This window comes from Streptomyces sp. NPDC079020 (assembly GCF_044542225.1).
Taxonomy (GTDB): domain Bacteria; phylum Actinomycetota; class Actinomycetes; order Streptomycetales; family Streptomycetaceae; genus Streptomyces.
Window position 1 is genome coordinate 512,449 of sequence record NZ_JBITUB010000002.1, and the last position, 25,379, is coordinate 537,827.

14 protein-coding genes are annotated in these 25,379 nt (G+C 73.4%); 3 read left to right on the top strand and 11 right to left on the bottom strand.

Going from position 1 to position 25,379, the window contains the following annotated elements; translation table 11 throughout:
- Nucleotides 1–9 precede the first annotated feature (9 nt).
- From ACIGJO_RS06240 to ACIGJO_RS06250, 3 genes are all read right to left on the bottom strand, one after another.
- A complete protein-coding gene (locus ACIGJO_RS06240; protein WP_399952800.1) occupies nt 10–3,471 on the bottom strand; it encodes an ATP-dependent helicase in 3,462 nt (1,153 codons plus the stop codon).
- Between the two features lie 200 nt (nt 3,472–3,671).
- Complete coding sequence (locus ACIGJO_RS06245) at nt 3,672–7,367, bottom strand: UvrD-helicase domain-containing protein (protein ID WP_399952803.1); 3,696 nt, start codon at nt 7,365–7,367, stop codon at nt 3,672–3,674.
- A 249-nt stretch (nt 7,368–7,616) separates the two neighbouring features.
- A complete protein-coding gene (locus tag ACIGJO_RS06250) occupies nt 7,617–8,126 on the bottom strand; it encodes an MGMT family protein (RefSeq protein WP_399953239.1) in 510 nt (169 codons plus the stop codon).
- Between the two features lie 236 nt (nt 8,127–8,362).
- Between ACIGJO_RS06250 and ACIGJO_RS06255 the strand changes: the two genes are divergently transcribed.
- The 3 genes from ACIGJO_RS06255 (at nt 8,363) to ACIGJO_RS06265 (ending at nt 14,776) form a co-directional block, all read left to right on the top strand.
- Nucleotides 8,363–11,170: a YbhN family protein gene (locus ACIGJO_RS06255; RefSeq protein ID WP_399952806.1), complete on the top strand. Its 2,808-nt coding sequence runs from the start codon at nt 8,363–8,365 to the stop codon at nt 11,168–11,170.
- A 317-nt stretch (nt 11,171–11,487) separates the two neighbouring features.
- Entirely contained in the window at nt 11,488–13,086 is a 1,599-nt protein-coding gene (locus tag ACIGJO_RS06260) for an alpha/beta hydrolase (protein WP_399952809.1), read from the top strand.
- Between the two features lie 100 nt (nt 13,087–13,186).
- Nucleotides 13,187–14,776 carry an alpha/beta hydrolase gene (locus ACIGJO_RS06265; RefSeq protein ID WP_399952812.1) on the top strand — a complete coding sequence of 530 codons (1,590 nt, stop codon included), beginning with the start codon at nt 13,187–13,189 and terminating at the stop codon, nt 14,774–14,776.
- Between the two features lie 113 nt (nt 14,777–14,889).
- Here the strand turns inward: ACIGJO_RS06265 and moeZ are convergent, their stop codons facing one another.
- From moeZ to ACIGJO_RS06305, 8 genes are all read right to left on the bottom strand, one after another.
- A complete protein-coding gene (moeZ, locus tag ACIGJO_RS06270; protein WP_399952815.1) occupies nt 14,890–16,068 on the bottom strand; it encodes an adenylyltransferase/sulfurtransferase MoeZ in 1,179 nt (392 codons plus the stop codon).
- A gap of 85 nt (nt 16,069–16,153) precedes the next feature.
- The gene (locus tag ACIGJO_RS06275; protein ID WP_399952818.1) at nt 16,154–16,978 is read right to left on the bottom strand and encodes a spherulation-specific family 4 protein; all 825 of its coding nucleotides are present in this window, start codon (nt 16,976–16,978) and stop codon (nt 16,154–16,156) included.
- Complete coding sequence (locus ACIGJO_RS06280) at nt 16,966–17,931, bottom strand: NAD(P)-dependent oxidoreductase (protein WP_266923582.1); 966 nt, start codon at nt 17,929–17,931, stop codon at nt 16,966–16,968. Before ACIGJO_RS06280 ends, ACIGJO_RS06275 begins: the two co-directional genes overlap by 13 nt.
- A 146-nt stretch (nt 17,932–18,077) precedes the next feature.
- Nucleotides 18,078–19,457, bottom strand: coding sequence for a hypothetical protein (locus tag ACIGJO_RS06285; protein WP_399952822.1), 1,380 nt, complete (start codon nt 19,455–19,457; stop codon nt 18,078–18,080).
- A gap of 34 nt (nt 19,458–19,491) precedes the next feature.
- Complete coding sequence (locus tag ACIGJO_RS06290; protein WP_399953242.1) at nt 19,492–21,408, bottom strand: DUF3492 domain-containing protein; 1,917 nt, start codon at nt 21,406–21,408, stop codon at nt 19,492–19,494.
- Between the two features lie 189 nt (nt 21,409–21,597).
- Entirely contained in the window at nt 21,598–23,307 is a 1,710-nt protein-coding gene (locus tag ACIGJO_RS06295; protein WP_399952825.1) for a dipeptide ABC transporter ATP-binding protein, read from the bottom strand.
- The gene (locus tag ACIGJO_RS06300) at nt 23,304–24,293 is read right to left on the bottom strand and encodes an ABC transporter permease (RefSeq protein WP_399952829.1); all 990 of its coding nucleotides are present in this window, start codon (nt 24,291–24,293) and stop codon (nt 23,304–23,306) included. Before ACIGJO_RS06300 ends, ACIGJO_RS06295 begins: the two co-directional genes overlap by 4 nt.
- Entirely contained in the window at nt 24,290–25,378 is a 1,089-nt protein-coding gene (locus ACIGJO_RS06305) for an ABC transporter permease (RefSeq protein WP_399952832.1), read from the bottom strand. The genes ACIGJO_RS06300 and ACIGJO_RS06305 overlap by 4 nt, the downstream gene beginning before the upstream one ends.
- Nucleotide 25,379: the final 1 nt, after the last annotated feature.

A 25,379-nucleotide genomic window follows, 5' to 3' on the forward strand; every position in this document is an offset into this window, starting at 1 on the left:
CTGTTGAGCCTATCGGCCCGGCGGGGGTGGCTCGTCCAGGAGGATCCGCTCCAGCTCGGCCCGGCCCGGCAGCCCGGTGGGGCGGACGCTCTCCCCGCTGCGTACGTAGAGGAACGTCGCGGTGACCGAGTCGAGCGGCAGACCGTGCAGCTCCGCCCAGGCGAGGCGGTAGACCGCGAGCTGGAGCGGATCGGCCGTACGGTGGCGGCCGGTCTTCCAGTCGACGATCTCGTACGTGTCGTCCGTGCGGTACACCGCGTCGATACGGCCCCGGATCACCCGGCCCGCCAGTGTGATCTGGAACGGGGTCTCCACCCGGTACGGAGTGCGGCGGGCGTACTCCGTGCGGCCGAACGCCTCCTTGAGCGCGGCGAGGTCCCGTTCGTCGGCGATCTCCGTGTCGCTCGCGTCCCCGCCGGGCAGTTCGTCGGGGCCGAGCATGGGCAGCGGCAGCTCCTCGAACCGGGACTCGACCCAGGCGTGGAAGCGGGTGCCGCGGCGGGCCGCGGGCTGCGGCGGGCGCGGCATCGGCCGGGCCAGCTCCTGGGCGAAGGCGTCGGGGTCCTCGGCCAGGCGCAGCAGCTGGGTGGCGGAGAGCGACGCGGGTACGCGGACATCGCGCACGGTGGCGCGGGCGCGGCGCAGTTCGCCCGCCAGGGCGTCCAGGTCCCGGTCCCAGGAGGCGAGGGTGCGCGACTCCTCCGGGGTGAGCCGGGCCGGGCGGACCGGGTCCGCGTCATCACCGCGGCGCGCGGCGGGGACGTGCGGGGTTTCGGGGCGCTCGGCCGGCAGGTCGTCCCAGTCCACATCCACGTCCACGTCCACATCCACATCCACGTCCCGGCCCGGGAACGGATCGTCGTACGGGTCCGGGATCGGGTCGTCGAACGGGTCCGGGATCGGGTCGTCGGAGGACGGCTCGGTGGGGACGTCGGCCCGGGGTACGGGTCCGGCGGCGGCCAGGGTCTCCAGGTGGGCCAGCACCGTGTCCCGGGCGGCGCGGCGGCGGGCCAGGGCGGTGCCGTCCAGCGGGAGCGGCCAGGCCTGATCGGTGTCCCGCTCCGCCAGCGCCGGGTTCTCCTCGTCGTCGGCCGGTTCGTCCGCCCAGGCCTCGATCTCGCCGTATCCCGCGGCGCAGTGCTCGTACAGCGCGTGGAGGAAGGCGGACGGGCCACGCGTCTTCTTCTGGGTCGGCCCCCACCAGTGGCCGGAGCCGAGGAGCAGCGTGCGGGGGCGGGTGAAGGTGACATAGCCGAGGCGGAGCTCCTCGGTGTGCTGGTGCTCCTTCATCTCCTCCTTGAACGCCTTGAGGCCCTTGGCGTCGAAGGAGGCGATCTCCGGAAGGGTGGCCGCGTCGCCGCGCAGTGCGTGCGGCAGGACCTTGGCCTGCGAGGTCCACGCGTCCCTCGACTGGGTACTGGGGAACTGCCCGGTGACCAGTCCGGGCACGGCGACGACGTCCCACTCCAGGCCCTTGGACTTGTGGGCGGTGAGGACCTTGACGGTGTTCTCGCCGCCGGGAAGGGCGTTGTCCAGGCCCTTCTCGTACTGCGCGGCGGTGCGCAGGAAGCCGAGGAAGGCCAGCAGGGTGGCTTCGCCGTCGAGGGCCGCGAAGCCCGCCGCGGTGTCGAGGAAGTTGGCGAGGGTCTCGCGGCGGCGGGCGGCGAGGGCCTGCGGGGAGGCGGAGAGCTCGACTTCGAGGCCCGTGGCGGCGAGGACCCGGTGCAGTACGTCCATGAGGGGGTCGGCCAGCGACCGCCGCAGATCGCGCAGCTCGCGGGCGAGGTGGGCGAAGCGGACGCGGGCCTCGGCGGAGAACGGCAGTCCGTCGTCCTGGCCGTCGCCCGTGACCAGGAAGGCGTCCAGGGCGTCGGCGAGCGAGATGACCTCGGCCGGGTCGATGCCCTCGACGGCCTCCGCGAGGCGGCGGTCGGGGTCGAAGTCCTCGTCGTCGGCGTGGGCCGCGTGGTGGACGAGCAGCCGGGCGCGACGGCCGAGCAGGGCGAGGTCCCGGGGCCCGATCCGCCAGCGCGGTCCGGTGAGCAGCCGGACCAGGGAGGCGTTGGCCCCCGGGTCCTGGAGGACTTCGCAGACGGCGACGAGGTCCGCGACCTCCGGCAGGTGCAGGAGTCCGGAGAGGCCGACGACCTCGACCGGGATGTCGCGGGCGACGAGCGCCGCCTGGATCTGCGGGAAGTCCCCGGCGGTGCGGCACAGCACGGCGATCTCACCGGGCGGTGTGCCCGTCCTGACGAGATGGGCGAGCGAGTCGGCGAGCCAGGCGGTCTCCTCGGCGTGGGTGGGCAGCAGGGCACAGCGCACGGTGCCGTCGCGCTCCGCCCCGGGGGCGGGGCGCAGTGCCTCGACGCCTTCGTGCATGGCCCGCAGCGGGTCGGCCAGGCCGTTGGCGAGGTGCAGGAGGCGGCCGCCGCTGCGGCGGTTCTCGCTGAGGCTGTAGCGGGTGGCGGGGGTGCCGTCGGGGTGCGGGAAGTGGAGCGGGAAGTCGTCGAGGTTGGCGACGGACGCACCGCGCCAGCCGTAGATCGCCTGGCAGGGGTCACCGACGGCGGTCACCGCGTGGCCGGTCGCCCCTTCGGGGCCGTTGCCGAAGAGGGCCGAGAGCAGCAGGCGCTGGGCGACGGAGGTGTCCTGGTACTCGTCGAGCAGGACGACCCGGAACTCCTCGCGGAGGATGGCGCCGGTCTCGGGCCGGGTGAGCGCCAGCTCGGCGGAGAGGGCGATCTGGTCGCCGAAGTCGAGGAGGTCGCGGCCGCGCTTGGCGGTGCGGTACCGCTCGGTCAGTCCGAGGAGCTCGCGGCGGGCCCCGGCCGTCTCGGGGATCTTGCGCAGCTCGGCGTTGGTGAGCCTGGCCGTCTCCAGCGTACGGAGGAGGCCGGTGTCGTACCGCGCGAGCTCCTCGGGGCGTACGAGGTGTTCGGCCAGCTCGGCGTCGAGGGCCAGCAGGTCGCTGACCAGGGTGGGGAACGACCTGGTCAGCGCCGGATACGGGCCGGGGGCCTCGCGCAGCACCCGGGCGGCGAGCTGGTAGCGGGTGGCGTCGGCCAGGAGGCGGGTGGTGGGTTCGAGCCCGATGCGCAGGCCGTGTTCGGTCAGGAGGCGGCCGGCGAAGGCGTGGTACGTGGAGATGCTGGGCTCGCCCGGCGGATGGTCGGGGTCGATGGTCTCCGGGTCGGTGACCCCGGCGGCGACCAGGGCCTTGCGGACCCGCTCGGCCAGTTCGCCCGCCGCCTTATTGGTGAAGGTCAGGCCGAGGACGTGCTCGGGGGCGACCTGTCCGGTCCCGACCAGCCAGACCACGCGGGCCGCCATCACCGTGGTCTTCCCCGACCCGGCTCCGGCCACGATCACCTGCGGGGCGGGCGGCGCTGTGATGCAGGCCATCTGCTCCGGAGTGAAGGGAATCCCCAGGAGCTCCTTGAGCTGCTCGGGATCGGTGAGACGTGAGGACACCCCAGAACCGTAACCGGACACACTGACAACGTCCGGACACAACTGACAACGTGCCGGGTCCTCCCGCGCCCCGTTCCCCCGCTCCGGCTCCCTGTTTCCCCGCTCTCCCGTTCCCCTGCTCCCTGTTTCCCCGCTCTCCCGTTCCCCACTCTCCTCTTGCTCGCTCCGGCTTCCCGCTGCCCCGCTGCCCCGCGCCGCGGCTACTCCACGACCTGGCGGCCCTCCGGCTGCGCGCTGCACGAGGCCCGGAAGGTGCAGTGGGTGCAGTGCTGGCCGGTCGTGGGCGTGAACCGCTCGTCCAGGACCCGGCCCGCGGCCGTCGCCAGCAGGTCGGAGACCCACTCGCCCGACAGCGGTTCCTGGGCCTGGACCTTGGGATGGGCGTCGCCGCCCTCCTTCTTGGGGGCGGGCTGGCGCAGCTGGACGAGTTCGGCGCCGCCGGAGTCCGGCCGCCGCCCGTCGAAGACATCGTCGAGAGCGCCTTCCCGGACGGCCAGCTGATACACGGCGAGCTGGGGGTGGGCGGCCACCTCGTCCTTCGTAGGTGACTGCTTACCGGTCTTGAAGTCGACGACGTACGCCCGGCCCTCGGCGTCCTGTTCGACCCGGTCCATGGAGCCCCGGATCCGGACCGCGTACTCGCCCGCTTCGAGCGTCACGTCGAAGCCGTGCTCGCTGGCGGCGGGAGTGCGGCCCGCCCGGTCCAGGACGTGCCAGCGCAGGAAGCGTTCGAGGGCGGCGCGGGCATGGTCCTTCTCCTGCTCGGACTTCCACGGCGCGTCGAAGACCAGCCCGTTCCAGACCGAGTCGAGGCGTTCCATGAGGACGTCCAGATCGGCGGGGGTACGGCCGGAGGCCACCTCGTCCGCGAGTACGTGGACGACGTTGCCGAAGCCCTGCGCGGCGGTCGCCGGGGCGTCCGCCTTCACCTCGCGCCCCAGGAACCACTGCAGGGCGCAGGTGTTGGCGAGCTGGTCGAGAGCGCTGCCGGAGAGCGCGACGGGCTGGTCTCGGTCGCGCAGCGGGACGGCGGAGCGGGTCGGCTCGTACAGGCCCCACCACCGGTACGGATGGGCCGCCGGGACGAGCGGCTGCCCCTCGTCGTCCGTGAGCGCGGCGAGCCGGGCGAGCCGGTGGGCGGCGGCGTCGCGCAGGGCGTCGGAGGCGCCGGGGTCGACCGTCGTGGCACGGAGCTCGGCGACGAGCGCGGCGACGGCGAGAGGGCGGCGGGGCCGGCCGGTGACGTCGCGGGGCTCGACCCCCAGCTCGGTGAGGAAACGGGACGGCTGGTCGCCGTCGTCGGCGGGTGCCTTGACGGCGGTGACCACGAGGCGTTCGCGGGCGCGGGTCGCGGCGACGTAGAAGAGACGGCGCTCCTCGGCGAGAAGAGCGCCGGGCGTGAGGGGTTCGGCGAGGCCGTCGCGGCCGATCCGGTCCGCCTCCAGCAGGGAACCCCGGCGGCGCAGGTCGGGCCAGAGCCCCTCCTGCACTCCGGCGATGACGACCATGCGCCATTCCAGGCCCTTGGAGCGGTGCGCGGTCATCAGGCGTACGGCGTCGGGGCGCACCGTACGCCCGGACAGGGTGTCCGCGGCGATGTCCTGGGCGTCGACCTCCTCCAGGAAGTTGAGCGCCCCGCGTCCGCCGGTGCGCTCCTCGGCGCGTGCCGCGGTGTCGAAGAGACCGCAGACGGCATCGAGATCACGGTCGGCGTTGCGGCCGGCCGCGCCGCCGCGCAGCGCGGCCCGCTCCAGCCTGCCCGGCCAGGGGGTGCCGTTCCACAGGGTCCACAGGGCCTCCTCCGCGGTGCCGCCGCCTTCGAGGAGCTCCCGGGCCTTGCGCAGGAGTGCGCCGAGGCGCTGGGCTCCGCGGGCGTACGCGGGGTCGTGCGTGACGAGGCGTTCGGGCTCGGCGAGTGCGCGGGCGAGCAGTTCGCCGGAGGGGGCGGGCACCCGGTTCCCGGCGGCCCGTTCCTCGTCGCGCAGGGCCCGGCCGAGCCGGCGCAGGTCGGCGGCGTCCATGGAGCCGAGGGGGGAGGTGAGGAGGGTGAGGGCCGTCTCGGTGTCCAGCCAGGGCGTACGTCCCTGGAGGGCGTCGGCACCACCGGCGGCCTGCCCGTCGCCCCGGCCGGGAGCGGGGCGGGGGTCGGTGTCCGTGTCGGCGTGGGTCTCCGTGCCGGCGTGGGTGTCCGTGCCGGCGTGGGTGTCCGTGCCGGCGTCGGTCTCCGTGCCGGCGTCGGTCTCCGTGCCGGCGTCGGTCTCCGTGTCCGTGCCAGCGTCGGTATCTGTGCCGGTCTCTGTGTCGACGCCGGCGTCGGTCTCCGTGCCGGCGTGAGTGTCCCTGTCGGCGTCGGCGTCAGCCTTCGTGTCGGCGTCCGCGTCGGTCTCCGTGTCACCGGCCCCCGCACCACCCGCCTCCCCTTCACCGGCCGCCCCCGCTCCCGTCTCCGTGCCCCCGTCCTCGGCCGGACGCTGGAGTGCGGCCGTGGCCACGGCGCGCAGCGCGGTCAGGAGTGGGGCGAGCGCGGGTTCATGGCGCAGCGCCACGTCGTCGCCGTCCACCTCCAGGGGCACCCCGGCGGAGGTGAGGGCACGGCGGACGGCGGGGATCGAGCGGCCTCCGGCCCGTACCAGCACGGCCATCTCGTGCCACGGCACCCCGTCCTCCAGGTGCGCGCGGCGCAGCAGGTCGGCGATGTTGTCGAGCTCCGTGGACGCGGTCGGGTAGGTGTACGTCTCGACGCGTCCGCCCTCGCGGACGGCGGCGAGCTCACGGTGGGCGCGCACCTTCCCGGACGGGAGCCGGGTCAGCGGCATCCGGCGGGTGAGCAGCCGGGTCGCGGCGAGCAGTCCGGCACCCGAGCGGCGCGACGTGGTGAGGACGCCGACGGGGGCGGGCTCCCCGTCCGCGCGCCGGAAGGCTTCGGGGAAGTCGAGGATGCCGTTCACATCGGCGCCCCGGAAGGTGTAGATCGACTGGTCCGGGTCACCGAAGGCGACCAGCGTCCGGCCGCCGCCCCTGCCGGGACCGCGGCCCCGGTTCCCGGCCAGCGCGTGCAGCAGCCGTACCTGCGCCGGGTCCGTGTCCTGGTACTCGTCGACGAACACCGCGTCGTACTGCCCCGCCAGCAGCGCCGACACCTCGGGGCGCTCGGCGAGCAGCACCGCGCGGTGCACCAGCTCCGCGTAGTCCAGGACGCCCTGGGCGTCGAGCACGTCCAGGTACTCCGCGAGGAACTGCGCCGCCGCGCTCCAGTCCGGGCGGCCGGTACGGCGCGCGAAGGCGGCCAGCGCGTCCGGGCCGAGGCCCAGCTCACGGCTGCGGGCCAGCACCGCGCGCACCTCGTCGGCGAACCCGCGGGTGGTCAGACAGGCCCGCAGCTCGTCCGGCCAGCGGACGTGGGCGAGGCCCGCCCTCTCCAGGTCGAGCTGACCGGCCAGCAGCTCGCGGACGGTGACGTCCTGTTCCGGGCCGGACAGCAGACGCAGCGGATCGGCGAAGAGATCGGCGTCCTGATGGGCCCGGACCAGGGCGTAGCAGTACGAGTGGAACGTGGTGGCCTGCGGGCCCCGGGCGGCGCCGAGCCGGGCCGCCATGCGGTCGCGCAGTTCCACGGCCGCCTTGCGGCTGAAGGTGAGGACGAGGATGCGGGCCGGGTCGGCGCCCGCGGTCACCCGTGCCGCCACCGCCTCGACGAGCGTGGTGGTCTTGCCCGTGCCCGGTCCGGCGAGGACCAGCAGCGGGCCGCCCCGGTGGTCAACCACCGCGCGTTGACTCGCGTCCAGGAGAGGGGGAGCCACGGAGCCCGGCGGGGTACGCACCAGTCGGTACGCGCCCGGGGTCCGCTGCCGTGTTTCACGGTGCGGACTGTGCCGGGTGGAGAAGGAGGAGCTCACGTGGGTCGCCGGTCCTGGTGGGTGTACTGGTGAGGAGAGGGGCGGAGCGTGCCGCGCGTTGACGACGCTACGCCAGCGGTGGCGCGGGAGGCAGCGAGTCCGCTGCGTCCCTCGTCACGTATCGGACGGGCCGTGTCCGTACGGCCCGTGGAGCCGTCCGGGCCCACGGGACCGGCCGGTGCCGTGACGGCGACGCGTTTCCCGTACGGCCCCGGCACCACCACTGTGAGGGCCGGATGGCGGAAGCTGTCAGGTGTGAGCTTCCTCGCCCCTGCCCGCACCGCGGGCCCCGCCGGCCGCGCCATGGGCCTCGGCGGCCGCACCGGTGACATCGTCCGTACCGGTGACGCCGTCCCATCGCGCGCGTCTCATGTCGAGGCGCGGCACATGCCCGGCGGCGGCGCGCGACGCCTCGCGGAGCGGGGTCCCCTCCTCGCGGTAGTGGTCCAGCGCCCGCAGTTCGTGGCCCGGGAGCAGCGCTCCGTCGGCCCGCACCACACGCCACCACGGCACCGCGGAGCCGTACAGCGCCATGACCCGGCCGACCTGCCGCGGGCCGCCGTCACCCAGCCACTCCGCGACATCGCCGTACGTCATGACGCGGCCGGGCGGGATCAGGTCGGCGACATCGAGGACCCGCTCCGCGTACTCCGGCAGCGCGGCACCGGCCGGTGCCGCGCCGGTGGCGCGCCCGCCCTCCCGGTCCCCGCTCCCCCCGCCCCCGGACGCCCGGTCCTCGGCCGCCCCGTCTTCACTCATCCGGTTCTGGCTCATCCGCTCCATCCTGCCGTACGCCACCGACAGCGCCGCCGGATCCGTGTCCGGCCGGACACGGAGCGTGCGAGCGGGCACAAAGGAGCGTATCTTTCGCATCTCGCACCTGCGCGACGCACCCTGATGCCCCCCTCTGTCCGCGTGCCGTGCCACCATCATGCGGGCGGTGACCGGTGATACGAGAACACGAAGATCATTCAGAGGCGATGAAGGAGCAGGGCGTGCAGCCACCGAAGGCGGCGGACGCCTCTGATGCCGAGCCGCGCCCCGACGCACCGGGAACCACCGGGGAAACCCCCCGCGAAACCGCACCGGACCCGGCACCGTCACCGTCACCTGAGCCCGAGCGGGAGCGGGAGCGGGAGCGCGAGCACCTCGCCGGTTCGACCCTCGCCGGTGCCGGGGCGGAGCTGACCGACCGGGTCTCCGGCGACGAACCGCTGCTGCCCGCCCGGGTGCACCGCCCCTCCGACCTCCTGCGGCTCCTCGTCGGGATCCTCGCGATCGTCGTCCTGTTCACCATCTCCGCCTTCGCCCAGGGCACCACCACCGGCCTTGAGGACGACATCTCCAAGGGCACGGAACAGGCCCCCGATCTGCTGATCAAGATCGCCGGGCTGGTGTCCAGCATCGCGGTACTGCTCGTCCCGGTCGCCTTCGCCATCGAACGCCTGGTCAAACGTGACGGCCTGCGCATCGCGGACGGGGTGCTCGCCGCCGTACTCGCCCACGGCGTCACCCTCGCCACCGACCTCTGGGTCTCCGGTTCGGCCCCCGGCACCATCCAGGACGCGCTGACCCAGCCACAGCCGGGTGACGGCCTCACCGATCCCGTGCACGGCTACCTCGCACCCGTCATCGCCTATATGACGGCGGTCGGGATGGCGAGACGGCCGCGCTGGCGGGTCGTGCTGTGGGTGGTGCTGCTCCTGGACGCCTTCGCGATGCTGGTCGGCGGCTACACCACCCCGTTCTCGATCATCCTCACCGTGCTGATCGGCTGGACCGTCGCGTACGGCACGCTGTACGCGGTCGGCTCGCCCAATGTGCGGCCGACCGGACAGCACCTGATGGCGGGGCTGCGCCACGTCGGCTTCCGGCCGGTCGCCGCGATGCGCGCCGAGGACACCCCCGACAACGCCGACCAGAACGACCGGGGGCGGCGCTATCTGGTCACCCTGGAGGACGGGCCGCCGCTCGATGTGACGGTCGTCGACCGCGAGCAGCAGGCCCAGGGGTTCTTCTACCGGGTGTGGCGCAGGCTCACGCTGCGCGGCATCACCCAGCGCCGGTCCATCCAGTCGCTGCGTCAGGCCCTGGAGCAGGAGGCGCTGCTCGCCTACGCGGCGATCGCCGCCGGGGCCAACGCGCCCAAGCTGATCGCCACCTCCGAGCTGGGGCCCGACGCGGTGATGCTCGTGTACGAGCACATCGGCGGCCGTTCCCTGGACGCGATGGAGGACGAGGAGATCACCGACGACCTGGTGCGCAGCGCCTGGCGCCAGGTGAAGGCCCTCCAGTCCCGCCGGATCGCGCACCGCAGGCTCACCGGCGACGCGATCCTGGTGGACCGGAACGGCAAGGCGTTCGTCACCGATCTGCGCGGCGGTGAGATCGCGGCCGGGGATCTGGTCCTGCGCATGGACGTCGCCCAGCTGCTCACCACCCTCGGGCTGCGGGTGGGCGCCGAGCGGTCCGTCGCCGGGGCACTCGCCGTGCTCGGGCCGGACGCCGTCGCCGACTCGCTGCCCCTGCTCCAGCCGATCGCCCTGAGCCGCTCCACGCGGGCGGCGCTGCGCAGGATCGCCCGGGAGCGCTCGCAGCGCGAGCGCGACGCGGTGCTGGAGGCCTCCCACGCGGCCAGGCAGCTGCGTACGGGCGACGCCTCGGCGGCCGCGGCGGACGGCGGGGCCGCGGGGTCCGGCGGTGACCGCAAGGCGGACCGCAAGTCGCTGCGCAACGAGAAGCAGGCCGAGAAGCGGGCCATCGACGATGCGCTGGAGGAGGCCCGCGAGGAGGATCTGCTCACCCAGATCCGCCGCGAGGTGCTGCTGATCCGGCCGCAGGCACCGGTCGAACCGGTCCGCCTCGAACGCATCAAGCCCCGTACCCTCCTCAGCTTCATCGCCGGCTCCATCGCCGCCTACTTCCTGATCTCCCAGGTCACCCAGGCCGACTTCGGCACGGTCGTCGAGGAGGCGGAGTGGGGCTGGGTGGCGGCCGCCCTGGGCTTCTCGGCCCTCAGCTATGTCGCGGCGGCGATGAGCCTGCTGGGCTTCGTGCCGGAGCGGGTGCCGTTCGGCAAGACCGTGCTGGCGCAGGTGGCCGGCTCGTTCGTGAAGATCGTCGCTCCGGCGGCGGTCGGCGGTGTGGCACTGAACACCCGCTTCCTGCAGCGGTCCGGGGTACGTCCCGGGCTGGCCGTCGCGAGTGTCGGCGCCTCCCAGCTGTTCGGGCTCGGCTGCCACATCCTGCTGCTGGCGCTGTTCGGCTATCTGACCGGTACCGAGAAGACCCCGGACTCCCTCACCCCGTCCCGTACGGTCATCGCCGGGCTACTCACGGTCGCGGTGCTGGTGCTGGTCGTGACCGCGATCCCGTTCCTGCGGAAGTTCGTGGTGACGCGGGTGCGGTCGCTGTTCGCCGGGGTCGTCCCGCGCATGCTGGACGTCGTGCAGCGCCCGCAGAAGCTGCTCACCGGCATCGGCGGCATGCTGCTGCTGACCGGCCTCTTCGTGCTCTGCCTGGACGCGTCGATCCGGGCCTTCAGCGGCCCGGACGTGCCCCAGCTCAGCTACGCGAGCATCGCGGTGGTCTTCCTCGCCGGGAACGCGCTGGGGTCGGCGGCGCCCACCCCGGGCGGCATGGGCGCGGTCGAGGGCGCGCTGACGCTGGGCCTGATCGCGGTCGGGCTGCCGAAGGAGGTCGCGGCGCCCGCGGTGCTGCTGTACCGCGTGATGACGCTGTGGCTGCCGGTGCTGCCCGGCTGGATCTGCTTCAACCAGCTGACCCGCAAGGGCGAGCTCTAGGGACACAGAGCCCCGCCGGCCCGCACGCCACTCGTCGGCCCGCACGCCACCCGCCGACCCCCACCACGCGCCGGAGCGCGACCGGCTGCACCACCCGCGCGCCCGCACCACCCGCTGCCCCGCGACCCGCACCACCCTCACCACCCACGCGCCCGCACCACCCGCACCACCCGCCGGCCCGCACCACCCGCCGATCCCCACCACCCGCCGGAGCGCGACCGGCCCGCACCACCGGCGCGCCCCCCACCCACGCGCCCGTGCCACCCGCATGGACCGTGCCCCGCGCGCTCCTCCGTGCCCCGCCGCACGATGGGCTCATGAGGACTTCCCCCGCCCTGCGTGCCGCTGCCCTCGCTGCCACCGCCACCGTGCTGCTGCCCCTGGCCGCCTGTTCGGACAGCGACAACAGCGGCGGTACGGACCGGTCCGAGCCCTCGGCGGCATCGACCGCCTCACCGTCCTCCACGGCGGAGAAGCTGTCGTCCCAGAAGCTCGACTGGCAGCCCTGTCCGCCCCCGAGCGAGGCTCAGGGCGGCGGTGGCTCGCCCTCCCCGCTGCCCGGCGGCACCCTGTGGGAGTGCGCGTTCATGGACGCGCCGCGCGACTACGCCGAGCCCGACGGCGAGACGCTGGAGCTGGCGCTGGTCCGCGGCAGGGCGAGGAACCAGGAGAAGCGGATCGGCTCCCTCCTGTTCAACTTCGGCGGCCCCGGCGCCTCCGGCGTCGCCACGCTCCCCTCCTTCGGCACCGAGTACGAGAAGCTCCGCACCCGCTACGACCTGGTGAGCTTCGACCCGCGCGGGGTCGGCCGCAGCGAGGGCGTCGAATGCGCGGACAACGCGACGCTCGACGCCAGCAACCAGAAGGACGGCACCCCGGACGACGCCGCCGAGGAGAAGGTGCTGCTCGAAGACCAGAAGGCGTACATCGCGGACTGCGTGGAGAACTCGGGCGCCGAACTCCCCTTCGTCGGTACGACGAACGCCGCCCGCGACATGGATCTGATGCGCCAGGTGCTCGGCGACGACAAGCTGTACTACTTCGGCATCTCGTACGGCACCGAGCTGGGCGGGGTATACGCCCATCTGTTCCCCGACCGCGTCGGCCGGGCGGTCCTGGACGCGGTGGTCGACCCCACCCAGGACTCCGCGCAGTCCTCCCTCGCCCAGGCCAGGGGCTTCCAGCTCGCCTTCGACAGCTTCACGGCGGACTGTGCCGGCCGCGACGACTGCGCGCTCCCCGGTTCCACCGGCAAGGAGGTCGAGCAGTGGATCGCCGATCTGCTCGCCCAGTTGGAGAAGAAGCCGGTCGACGGCCTCGGCGACCGGCAGCTGACCCAGACGCAGGCCACCACCGCCGTCGCCTCCGCCCTCTACTCCCAGGAGACCTGGCCCCTGCTCGAACAGGGCCTCGACGAGGCGGACGGCGGCAACGGCGCACTGCTCCTCGCGCTCGCCGACTCGTACAACGGCCGCTCCCAGGAGGGCCATTACGACAACTCGGGCGCCGCCAACATCGCCATCAGCTGCGCGGACTCCAGGCAGCGGTTCTCCCTGGAGCAGACGAAGGCCGCGCTCCCCGAGTACCGCAAGGTCTCCCCCGTGTTCGGCGACTATCTGGGCTGGGGGCTGCTGGGCTGCACCGGCTGGCCGGTCGCGGGCGCCTGGGACACCCCGGACGTCAGCGCCCCGGGCTCGCGGCCCGTCCTGGTCATCGGCAACACCGGTGACCCGGCGACCCCGTACAAGGGGGCGAAGGCGATGGCCGAGGAGCTGGGCAAGGGCGTCGGCATCCAGATGACGTACGAGGGCGAGGGGCACGGCGCCTACAACAGCGGCGACGTCTGTGTGCAGAGGGCGGTCGACGGCTATCTGTTGACCGGCAGGGTTCCGGCGGCGGGAACGGTGTGCGGCTGAGGCCCGGACCGCCGTACCGGCAGGGCGATTAGCATGGCCGCACATCTGTTCCGCCCGGCGCGTCCCCACGCCTTCGGGCCTCGGGGAGGGATTCCAGCACATGCGCGTACATGGACGGACTCATCGGGCGGTGGCCCTGACCGGGGCGGCCCTGCTGGCGGCGGGAGCCCTCGCCGGCTGCAGCACGAGCCCGGAGCCGACCGCTTCGGCCAAGCCGTCCGAACGGCCCGGATCACCGTCCGCCACCGCCGCCACTCCCCCGGCACAGACGCCGAAGTCGCCCCCGCTGCCCGCGTCCCTCACCTCTCAGCATCCGGACTGGAAGCGCTGCAAGGCCCCCGCGGGCGGCACCGCCCCCGGCTCCGGCTGGCGGTGCGCGACGGTGGACGTACCACTGGACTACGCACAGCCGGCCGGTGAGACGATCGGCATCGCGCTGATCCGCAAGGAGGCCCGGGACAAGAGCGGGCGGCTCGGCTCGATGCTCTTCAACTTCGGCGGCCCCGGCGGTTCCGGCGTCGACATACTCCCGCGCGCCGCGGGTGCGTACGGCAACCTCAACTCCCGCTACGACCTGGTGAGTTTCGACCCGCGCGGGGTCGCGGCCAGCGCCGGGGTGAACTGCCGCACCGACAAGGAGCAGGAACAGGCCTACCGGAGCGTCGACATGACCCCGGACACGGCGGCGGAGGAGGCGGCGTTCATCAAGGACGGCGCGGACTTCGGCGCCGGCTGCGAGCGCCGCTCCGCCGAGGTGCTGCCCCATGTGGGGACGACGAACGCCGCCCGCGACCTGGACGTGATCCGGCAGGTGCTCGGCGACAAGAAGCTCTCCTACTTCGGCATGTCGTACGGCACGGAGCTCGGCGGGACGTACGCGCACCTCTTCCCCCGGAACGTGGGACGCACCGTGCTGGACGCGGTCGTCGACCCGACGGCCGACGGGGTCGGACATGCCCGCAACCAGGCGAGGGGCTTCCAGCGGGCCCTGGAGAACTATCTGAAGGACCGGGGCCAGGACCCGAAGTCGGGCACCGAGCGGATCGCCCGGCTGCTGGAGCGGATCGACAAGAACCCGCTGCCGACCAGCACGGGCCGCATGCTCAACGAGTCGCTCGCCATCACCGGCATCGTGACCCCGCTCTACTCCCGCAGCAGCTGGCCGAATCTGACGGAGGCGCTCGACGAGGCCGAGAACGGCCGTACCGGCAACGGGCTGCTCCAGCTGGCCGACTCGTACAACGGCCGTGACGAGAACGGGCACTACGACACCCAGAACCACTCGCAGCGGGCCATCTCCTGTGCCGACTCCAAGGCGCGGCCCACGGCGGACGAGGCCCGGGCGCTGCTGCCCGAGTTCAGCGAACTGTCCCCGGTCTTCGGCCCGTTCCTCGCCTGGGACACCGCCGGCTGGTGCGCCCAGTGGCCGGTCGAGGGTGAGCACGACACCCCCGAGGCGAGCGCCCCGGGCGCGGGTCCGGTCCTGGTGATCGGCACGACCGGGGACCCGGCGACGCCGTACGAGGGTGCGCGGAAGATGGCGGACGAGCTGGGTGACGGCGTCGGCATCATGCTCACCAACAAGGGCGAGGGGCACGGCGCGTACGGCGAGAGCGAGTGCGTGACCTCGATCGTGGACACGTACTTCCTGCAGGGGAAGGTCCCGGCCGACGGCAAGACCTGCTCGTGACGGCGTAGCCGTCCAGCCCTGCGTACACGCACGCACACAGCTGCCTACAGACGGCCGAAGGGGCCGGTCCGCATGATGCGCACCGGCCCCTTCGGCAATACCCGGGCCGTGTTCTAGTAGACCGGCTTCTCGGGCTCGATCTGGTTGACCCAGCCGATCACGCCACCGCCCACGTGCACCGCGTCGGCGAAGCCCGCCGACTTGAGGACCGCGAGGACCTCCGCGCTGCGGACACCGGTCTTGCAGTGCAGGACGATGCGCTTGTCCTGCGGGAGGCCGGTCAGGGCGCTGCCCATCAGGAACTCGTTCTTCGGGATCAGCTTGGCGCCCGGGATCGAGACGATCTCGTACTCGTTCGGCTCGCGGACGTCGATGATCTCGATCTTCTCGTCGGCGTCGATCCACTCCTTGAGCTGCTGGGGAGTGATCGTGGAGCCGAGCGCCGCCTCCTGGGCCTCCTCGGACACGACGCCGCAGAAGGCCTCGTAGTCGATGAGCTCGGTGACGGTGGGGTTCTCGCCGCAGACCGCGCAGTCGGGGTCCTTGCGGACCTTCACCTGGCGGTACTGCATCTCCAGGGCGTCGTAGATCATCAGGCGGCCGACCAGCGGGTCACCGATCCCGGCCAGGAGCTTGATGGCCTCGGTGACCTGGATGGAGCCGACGGACGCGCAGAGCACGCCCAGCACGCCGCCCTCGGCGCAGGAGGGAACCATGCCGGGGGGCGGGGGCTCCGGGTAGAGGCAGCGGTAGCAGGGACCGTGCTCGGACCAGAACACGGACGCCTGGCCGTCGAAGCGGTAGATCGAGCCCCACACGTACGGCTTGTTCAGCAGCACGGCCGCGTCGTTGACGAGATAGCGGGTGGCGAAGTTGTCCGTGCCGTCCACGATCAGGTCGTACTGCGCGAAGATCTCCATCACGTTCTCGGCTTCGAGCCGGTCTTCGTGGAGGACGACGTTCACATACGGGTTGATGCCCAGCACCGAGTCCTTGGCGGACTGCGCCTTGGACCGGCCGATGTCGGCCTGGCTGTGGATGATCTGGCGCTGCAGGTTCGACTCGTCGACCTCGTCGAACTCCACGATGCCGAGCGTCCCGACGCCCGCCGCGGCCAGATACATCAGGGCCGGTGAGCCGAGACCGCCGGCGCCCACACAGAGCACCTTCGCGTTCTTCAGGCGCTTCTGTCCGTCCATCCCGACATCCGGGATGATCAGGTGGCGGGAGTACCTGCGGACCTCGTCGACGGTGAGCTCAGCAGCTGGCTCGACCAGGGGTGGCAGCGACACAGGAACCTCAACAATGCAGGTGGTCGGATTCTACGTACTTCATCTACGTACGGTTGTTCTTCCGGTAACACTGCCACGCCCCTTCTCATTCCGAGATACCCGGTCCGATCCGCGAGACGATTTCGTCCCAGTAACTGGGCAGCGCCGCATATGGATCGCTTCGTCCGGTCCGGCCGTCCCGATCGGTGAAGAAGATCGTCCCCGCTCCCTGCCAGCGGGCGATGCGCATGGCCTCGTCCAGATGCGTGCGCGGAACGCCGTGGACGAAGTGCGCGAAACGGTCCGGCGGGTAGTCGGCCGTCCACTGGGCCACCTGCGACCAGCGGTAATCGGCCCACCGGCCGCGGAAGGTGACGAGCTGGTCGGCGGTCTCGGCGTACCCGGGATACGGGTGGGTGCCGTGGCCCAGGACGAGGTGTCCGCCCTCGCCCACGCTGTCGCTCCCCTCCAGCAGCGCGTGCAGGGTGCTGGTGAGCCGCCGGACCGCCGGCAGGCCGGCGCGCTCGGCCGGACACCGGTCGAGATAGAAGCCGCCGACCCGGTACCAGTCGAGGAAGGACCGCGCGTCGGCGATCAGCTCGTCGAACGGGCGGCCGCCGAAGGCCAGGTCGAGATGGCCGAGCAGCCTGCCGCCCGAAGCGCGGACATGGTCGTCCGGGGCCTCGCCGTGCAGCGCCCGCTCCCGGGCGTTGCGCAGCCGGCCCGCGGCCTCCAGACAGTGCGGGTCCGGCCGGGAGCCGGGACCGTCGGCGATGTTGAGGACCGCCCAGTGCAGGGGGGTGCCCGGCCGGATCAGCTCGGCCCATTCGGTGGGCGCGAGCAGCGGGTGGGCGTAGCCGGGGACACCGAAGCCGAGCCGTTCGCCGCCGCACGTCCGCCGGGCGGATCCGGCGCTGGTCAGATGCGGCATGCCGCCTCCATCCAGATGTCGGCGAGGGACTCCTCCAGATTGATCCGCGGCCGCCAGCCGAGCCGGTCCCGGGCGGTGCGGACATCGGCCTGCTGCCAGGCTCCGCAGCCGTCCGGGTAGGGGGACGGGGTGGCCGAGAGATGCTCGACGACGGATTCGGTGGAGGCGCGGGGGGCGCCGATGGGGATACGGGCCGGGGGCGTGTCCAGCTCGTGGAGCGCGCCGGCGTACCCGGCGACCCTGGCGAGAACGGCGGCCGCGTCGCGCAGCCGGACGGCCCGTCCGGTGCCGATGTTGACGACGCCCTGGGCGGCGGAGAGCGAGGCGGCGTGCACGGCGCGCGCCACGTCCCGTACGTCGACGAAGTCGCGCTGCACACCGAGGCCGCTGAGCTTGAGCTCACCGTCGCCGGACTGCATGGCCCGGCGCATGGCCTCGGCGAGCCGGCCGAGCGGGGAGCCCGCCGGGGTGCCGGGGCCGACCGGTGAGAACACTCTGAGCACCACGGCGTCCAGACCGGAACCGAGGACGAGTTCGGTGGCGGCGAGTTTGCTGACGCCGTACGGGCCGCCGGGGCGCGGGATGGCGTCCTCGGCCGTGGAGGAGCCGGGCTGCGAGGGCCCGTACTCGGAGGCGCAGCCGACCTGGACGAGCCTGGCCCCGCAGCCGCTGCGGCGCAGGGCCTCGCAGACGGTGGCGACGGCAACGGTGTTGTGCCTGGTCAGGTCGCGGGCACCGCCGCGGGTGGCGCCCGCGCAGTTGACGACGACCCCGGGGTGCACGGCGTCCAGGAAGCGGGTGAGCGCTCCCGGGCTGCCGCCCGCGAGGTCGAACCGGACGTCCGCGTCGTCGCCCCGGCCGAGTGCCGTGAGGTGGACGGCGGGGTCGGCGAGCAGGCGGTCGGCGACGAATCGGCCGAGGAATCCATTGGCTCCGAGCAGCAGCACCCTCATCATGCACCCCTTCGGTGCCGACGGCTGGCTGCCGGTGCGGGGTTCTGGGCGGTCATGTCCGGTGTCTCCTTGGGGCAGTTGCATACGATGCGGGGTGGGCCCGCGGCGTCGGCTCCGCGGGAAGGTGCGGTGGTGCGGCGGGGTGGTCAGGCCCTCGTGTGGGCGGACGCCCGGGAGAGGGCGACCGCGGCGTGGATCAGCAGCCCCAGGGCGGCGGCTCCACAGGCGAGGGCGGGTACGGCTCCGGTTCCGGCGACCGTGACCAGGGCGTTCACGGGCCGGGCGAGGAGGTCGAGGCCGGGCAGCCGCCCGGCGAGGATCAGGGCGGGGGCCGCCGCTTCGACGGCACAGGCCGCGGCGAGCCCGGTGGTGGCGGGTTCCGGGCAGCCGTGCGCGCTGAGGAGCCGGGCCAGGAAGAACAGGAGGCCGAGCGCGGTGACGGCGACGGGCGTGCCACCGCCGCCGTACCCGAGATCGGCGAGGAGCAGCAGGGGCACGAGCGCGCACAGGAAGAGTGCGACGGCACCGAGGAGCAGGGGGCGCACACCCGCGCCGAACTCCTTCAGCACGCGGCTTCCGGTCAGTTGGCGGCGCGCGTGTACGGAGAAGAGGTGCGCGCACCACGCGGCGGGGGCCACCGCGAGGGCGAGCCCGAGCAGCGGCGCGGGCGTCGCGGCCCAGGGCCCGTCGGGGCCACCGCTGATGACCTGGGCGAGCAACTCCTCGCCGTACACGGCGTAGCCGAGCAGCCAGCAGCCGTACAGCGCGCTGCGGCCGGTCCCCTCGGGGGCGCGCAGCGGTCCGCGCCGCAGACACATCCGCAGGGCCAGCAGCGCCAGGAGCACGCCGAGGGCGGTCACCGCGCCTCGCGCTCCCCCGCCGAGGACGCCTTCCGTGGCCCGCAGCACACCCGCGGTCGCCAGGCAGGCGGCGCCCGGCAGCAGTGCGAGCAGCGTCCAGGCCGCCCGTGCCTCGGTGTCCGGTCCCGCCCGCGGGCCGGACGGGGCGACGCGCTCCGCCGGTACGCCCGGGACCCGGGCGTACAGCTCCTCGGCGAGCGCGAAGACATCGCGGTGCCGGTAGCGGGCGGCGGTACGGTCGGTGAGGCCGTCGGCCTCCAGACCGGCGGCGATCTCCAGGGCGTCGACAGCGCGTTCGCACAGATCGCGGTGGCGGCGCATGAGCGGCTTCACGGGGTCGGCGGGTCCGCGGCGGGCATCGGCGGGTCCGGAGCCTTCGGCCGCTCCGGGCTTCTTCGCCGCAGGGCCCTTGGACAGGGACGAGACGGACGCGGGGACCTGCGGTGCGGGTTGCTCCCCGTGCGGCGGGTGCTCCCCGTCCGGCGGCTTCGTGCCGGCCGACAGGCCCCATGGAGGTTCGGAGACATCGGACAGCGCGGTGACCGAGGTCGCCGAAGTGACGGAGCCGGTCGCTGCCGCCGAGGCCGTCCGGGACGTCGGCACCAGCACCTCCGTGCACGAATCCCGGGCGTCGCGGACGCCGTGCCCTTCGATGGGTCGGCCCATCGGGAAACCTCCCTGGTCGTGGCCCGTCAGGTGGTCACGCATCGCCGTCCCCCCGTCCCGCGGCACCCGCACCCGCGGCGCATGCCGCCCCCTCGCACACGCCCTCGGGACCCGGTCCGGCTTCGGGACCGGCATCGGCGGCCCGCAGGGACACCCGTGGGACGGGCTGTGTCCAGCGGCCGGGCACCTGGGCCTCCGGGGGTGTGGCGAAGGGGCGGGGTCCGCCGTCCGCGGCCACCTCGTCCGCTTCCCTGAGCACCGGGGAGCGCGAGATCAGCTCCAGATAGATGCCACGAAATGCCGCGAGATTCTGTTCGACGGTGAAGAGTTCGAGCGCCCTCGCTCGCGCGGCCGCACCCAGGCGTGCCCGCCGCCCGGGGTCGCGCAGCAGCGTGACGCAGGCATCGGCGAGCGCCCGCAGATTGCGCGGGGGCACCACGAGTCCCGTACCGCCGATGACCTCGACGACCGCGCCCACGTCCGTGGAGACGGTGGCCCGGCCGCAGAGCATCGCCTCGACCAGGCCGGACGGGAAGCCCTCGGCCACGCTGGACAGCACGACGACACCGCCCGCCGCGTACGCCTCGGCGGGACCGGGGGCCTCGGGGCCGCCGGTCTCCTCGAAGGACACCGGGCCGTCGCCCCCGGCGTGCGCACCGGTGGCGTCGGGGAAGAGCCGGGCGGCCAGGGCCCGGCAGTGCGCGAGGTACGTGACGCTCCCGGCGTCCTCGGCCGGGACCCCGAAGATCCGCAGCCGGGCGCCCGGTTCGGCGCGGCGGACCTCGGCGAACGCGTGGAGCAGGGAGATCAGGTCCTTGGCGGGCTCGATCCGGCCGGCCCAGACCAGCGTGTCCGGGCCGCCGGGGCCGTCGCCCTCCCCGACGTCCGTGAAGCCGTCGGCCGCCATGCCTGGGTGGACCGTGCGCAGCTTGGCGCTGTCGGCTCCGCACCGCTCCTGCCAGCGGCGTACATCGGTACTGCCGGCGGTGATGATCCCGGCCTGCCGGTAGACCTCGGCGGCCAGCCGCCGGTGGAAGTTCGCGAGCAGGGCATGCACCGGCGCGCCGAAGGGGGCGTCGGGCGCGGCCAGGTAGTGCGCCCGCAGCGGCACGCTGTGCTCCGTCACCAGCAGCGGCACCCCGAAGAAGCGTTTGCCCAGGAGCCCCGGCAGAGCGGCGGCGCCGCCCGAGGCCGCGTGGCAGACATCGACCGCGCCGAGGCTCTCCCGGTCGTACCAGTCGAGGGAGAGCGGGCGCAGGATCCGTTCCAGTTCGGCCGCGAAGACCAGATGGTCGCGGACGGCGGCGCTCTGGACGGTCCGGCCCGTGCCACGGGCCCGGCACGCCGATTCCAGGACGCGTACGGTCGTCTCCGAACGCAGGGCGCGGCTCAGCCCGCCGTGTTCCCTCGCCAGCTCGGCCAGACCGTAGAGGCCGTGAGCGAAGAGCGCGGCGGAGGTGACGGGCGCGGCCGGCTCCTCCGGGCACGCGCCGGACACCGCCGTGCCCGTACCGGAACCGCCGGTGCCGGAACGGCCCGTACCGGAGCCGGTAGCGCCGGAGCCGCCCGTGCCCGTGCCGGAACCGGACGCGCCTGTGCCGGAACCGGTCGCGCAGACCGCCGTGGCGAGCGCCGTCAGGTACGCCGTGAAGCGCCGTCGCTCGCGCCTGCCGTACGAGCCCCGGCCCCCCGTCACGAGCCGGGCCAGGAGCCCGCGTTCGCCGCTGCCGCGCAGGGTGCCGTCCTCGGGCGCCCACAGCGGCGCGGTGCGCACCCGGCTCACCCGGCGCGGGAGCCGGACCCAGCCCTGTTCCTCCTGGTGGGCGGAGCGGCTCAGCGCGAAGAGGTCGAACTCGTGCTGGGGCAGACCGCGCACCAACCGGTCGCACCAGAGCCCGGACTCACCGGACGTATACGGATAACCACCGTCGGTGAGCAGTCCGATCCGCACGAGCACACCCCGATCTCCCTTGTGGGCGGCCGCCGTTGGAATGGCGACTCGCAGCGGGAAGACCGTAAGCGGATACGCCGGTGGCGCGACGGACGGTTGTCCGTCGCACCACCGAAAGGGGTGAACCGTCGTAACTTTCCCGGCCCGACGGCGTTCCGTCGCGCTATGGGGCCGTTCTGCTACACAGGGTCAGGCAGCGGCCAACTCCCTGCGGGCCGCCCGGCGCACCGCCGCGAGCCCCGGATCGAGGGCCGGCACGGCCGCCAGGAGCTGCTTCGTGTACGCATGCCGGGGCGAACCGTAGACCTCGTCGACGGATCCGTGTTCGACGACGGCCCCCCGGCGCATCACCGCGACCTCGTCGCTGACCTGCCGGACGACCGCGAGGTCGTGCGCGATGAAGACCATGCCGATGCCCAGCTCGCGCTGAAGCTCGGCCAGGAGCGCGATGACCTGCGCCTGGGTGGTGACATCGAGCGCGGAGACCGGTTCGTCGCAGACGATCAGCCGGGGTTCGGCGGCCAGCGCGCGGGCGATCCCGACGCGTTGGCGCTGTCCGCCGCTGAACTCGTGCGGATAGCGTTCGTACCGGCCGGGGTCCAGGCCCACACGCTCCAGCAGCTCGCCCACCCGGTCCCGGATGCGGCTCTCGTCACGCTCCCCCGCCGCCCGGATCGGGTCGGCGACGGATTCACCGATCGAGCGGCGCGGGTTGAGCGAGGCGACGGGGTCCTGGAAGACCATCTGGAGCTCGCGGCGCAGCGGCCGCAGACCCTTCTCCGAGAGCGAGCCGATCTCCGTACCCCCGTAACGGAGCCGGCCCGCCGTCGGATCGAGCAGCCGCACCAGCATCCGCCCCAGCGTCGTCTTGCCGCTGCCGCTCTCACCGACGATGCCGAGCGTCCGCCCGGCGTGCACGGTGAGCGAGACCCCGTCCACGGCGGTGACCCGGGCACGCCCGCGGCCGAACTCGCGCCGCAGATCCACCGCTTCGAGCAGCGGCGGCGCGCCGGCAGCGGCGCCGGCCGCCCCGTCGCGCGGCATTGGCACCGGGGCGGCGGCACCCCCACCGGAGGGCACGGGCACCGTCACCCCGGCGGGCACCACCCGCTTCACGTCGACCCGGGGGACCGCCGCGAGCAGTTCCCTGGTGTACGGCTCGCGCGGGGTGCCCAGCACCTCGGCGACCGGGCCTCGTTCGACCTCGCGGCCCGCCCGCATGACGAGCACCTCGTCGACGCTCTCCGCCGCCACTCCCACGTCATGGGTGACCAGCAGCAGACCCATGCCCGTCTCGTGCCGCAGCCCGTGCAGCAGGTCCAGGATCTGGGCCTGCACGGTCACGTCCAGGGCGGTGGTCGGCTCGTCCGCGATCAGCAGCCGCGGTTCGCAGGCCAGCGCCATCGCGATGAGCGCCCGCTGCCGCATGCCGCCGGAGAACTCGTGCGGCCGGGAGCGGGCCCGGCGTGCCGCGTCCGGGATGCCGACCCGGTCCAGCACCTCGACGGCGCGGGCGCGGGCGGCCCGCCCGGAGACGGAGTTGTGCACCCGGTACACCTCGGCGATCTGGTCGCCGACCGTGTAGTACGGGTCGAGCGAGGACAGCGGGTCCTGGAAGACCATGGCGGCCTTCGCCCCCCGCAGCGCCCGCAGCGCGGCATCGTCCGCGGCGCCCACGTCCGTACCGGCGACGCGGATCGAACCGCCGACCCGTGCGCCCGTGCCCCGGTGCAGTCCGAGCAGGGCGTACGCGGACGCGCTCTTGCCGGAGCCGGATTCGCCGACGACGCCGAGTGCGCCGCCCGCCTCCAGACCGAAGGAGAGCCCGTCCACCGCCCGGACGTCACCGAAGTCGATGGTGAGGTCCCTGACCTCGACCAGCGGGGAGGAAGATGTCATGACAGGACCACCCGTCGGTCGGCCAGCGCGTACAGGACGTCCGCGACGGCATTGGCGAGCACCACGAAGAAGCCGGTCACCAGCACCATCCCGACGACGACGGGCAGGTCGACGACCTTGACGGCGTGCACCATCTCGCGCCCGATGCCGGGGATGCCGAAGAGCGACTCGGTCAGGACCGCGCCGCCGAACATCGATCCGAAGTCGAGCGCGCTGAGCGCGATCACGGGTGCGAGGGCGCCGCGCAGCGCGTGCCGCCCGATGATGGCGCGCTCGCCGACGCCGTACGCGCGGAACGTGCGCACATGGTCCTCGGCGAGCGTCTCCAGCATGGAGCTCCTGGTCAGCCGGGCGTATTTGGCGGACTCGATCAGAGCCAGCGACACCCAGGGCAGCAGGAGTCCCCAGGCCCACTGTTCGGGGTCCTCCGTGAACGGTACGTACGTCGGCGACGGCAGCCACTGGAGCGTGGAGCAGAAGACGATGATGAGCAGCAGCCCGATCACGAAGACGGGCGTGGCGGTGCCGGCCAGGGTCAGCCAGGTCAGCACCCGCTCGGTGATCCGGCCCCGCCGCCAGGCGGACAGCACCCCGGTGCCGACGCCGAGCAGGATCCAGCCCACGAAGGCGCCGATCACGACGGACGCGGTGACCGGCAGCTTGGCCAGGATCAGCTGGGTGACCTGCTGGTCGCTCTGGTACGAGATTCCGAGGCAGGGCGCGGAGCAGTGCTCGACGCCGGTGCCGGTGGAGAAGTCGCGTCCGGCGACGATGCCCTGGAGGAAGTGCCAGTACTGCACGTACACCGGGTCGTCCAGCCGCAGCTGCTCGGTGACCTGGGCGACCTGGGCGGGTGAGCAGCGCGGCCCGCAGGCGATCTGGGCGACATCGCCGGGAGCGACGTAGAAGATCGCGTACAGGATGACGGTGAGCGAGAGAAGGACGAAGACGGCTCCGCCGAACCGCCGCAGCAGAAATCCGGTCATCCCCGGTCCTCCTCAGGGTGTCCCCCAGCGTGCGTGACGGGCTCGGCGGGCTTCTCCGCATTCGCCGGCCGCGCCACCGTCACGGGCGTCGCCGCCCCGGACTTCTCCGCTTCCCCGCGTCCGGTGCCGATCCGCAGCCGGGACGCGGCGCGCGGGTCGAGCGCCGTGCGGACGCCCTCGCCGAGAACGGTCAGCGCGAGCACGGTGACGAAGAGCAGTCCGGCGGGGAGCAGGAGATAGGTGGGCGCCGCCTGGTACCAGGTGTCGGCCTCGGTGAGCATCTGTCCCCAGGAGGGTGTGGGCGGTTTGATGCCGACGCCGAGGAAGGACAGGGCCGCCTCGACGACGATGTTGGTGGGGAACATCAGCGCGGCGTACGTGATGACGGGCGCGGCCAGCGCGGGCAGCAGCTCGCGCCGGGCGATGCTCCACTTGCCCCGGCCGCTGAGCCGGGCCGCCGAGACGAAGTCGAGGGACTTCAGGGCGAGGGCCTGGGCCCGCACGATCTTCGAGGTACCCGCCCAGTTGATCCCGCCGATGACCAGGGCGATCAGTACGGGGCGGGGGAAGGTCTCCGGGACGATCGCGAGGAGCGCCAGGGAGATGACCATGATCGGCAGGGCCACGTTGATGTCGGTGATCCGGCTGAGGACCTGGTCGACCCAGCGGCTGCCGAGGGCCGCGGCGAGGCCGACGACCAGGCCGATCGCGATCTGGAGGACCGTGGCGACGACGGCGACGCCGAGCGAGACCCGGGCTCCGTGGACGATACGGGCGAACAGGTCGCGGCCGGTCTGGGGTTCGACACCGAGCCAGTGATCCGCGCTGATGCCGCCGAACGGGCCGATGGGGACCCCGCCGGCCGCCGAGTCGACGAGGTCGGGGTGGTAGGTGTTGGGGTCCTGGCCCGCCAGCGCGGTGAGCAGCGGCGCGGCGAGTGCGACCAGGACGAGCAGGAGGACCACGACCGCCGCGGCGGTGGCCGCGCGCTGGGCGCGCAGCCTCCGCCAGAACAGCCGGGCCCCCGAGGCGGGGGCGGCGGCGGCCGCCGCTCCCGCCTCCTGGACCAGAAGTGCTTCCGACATG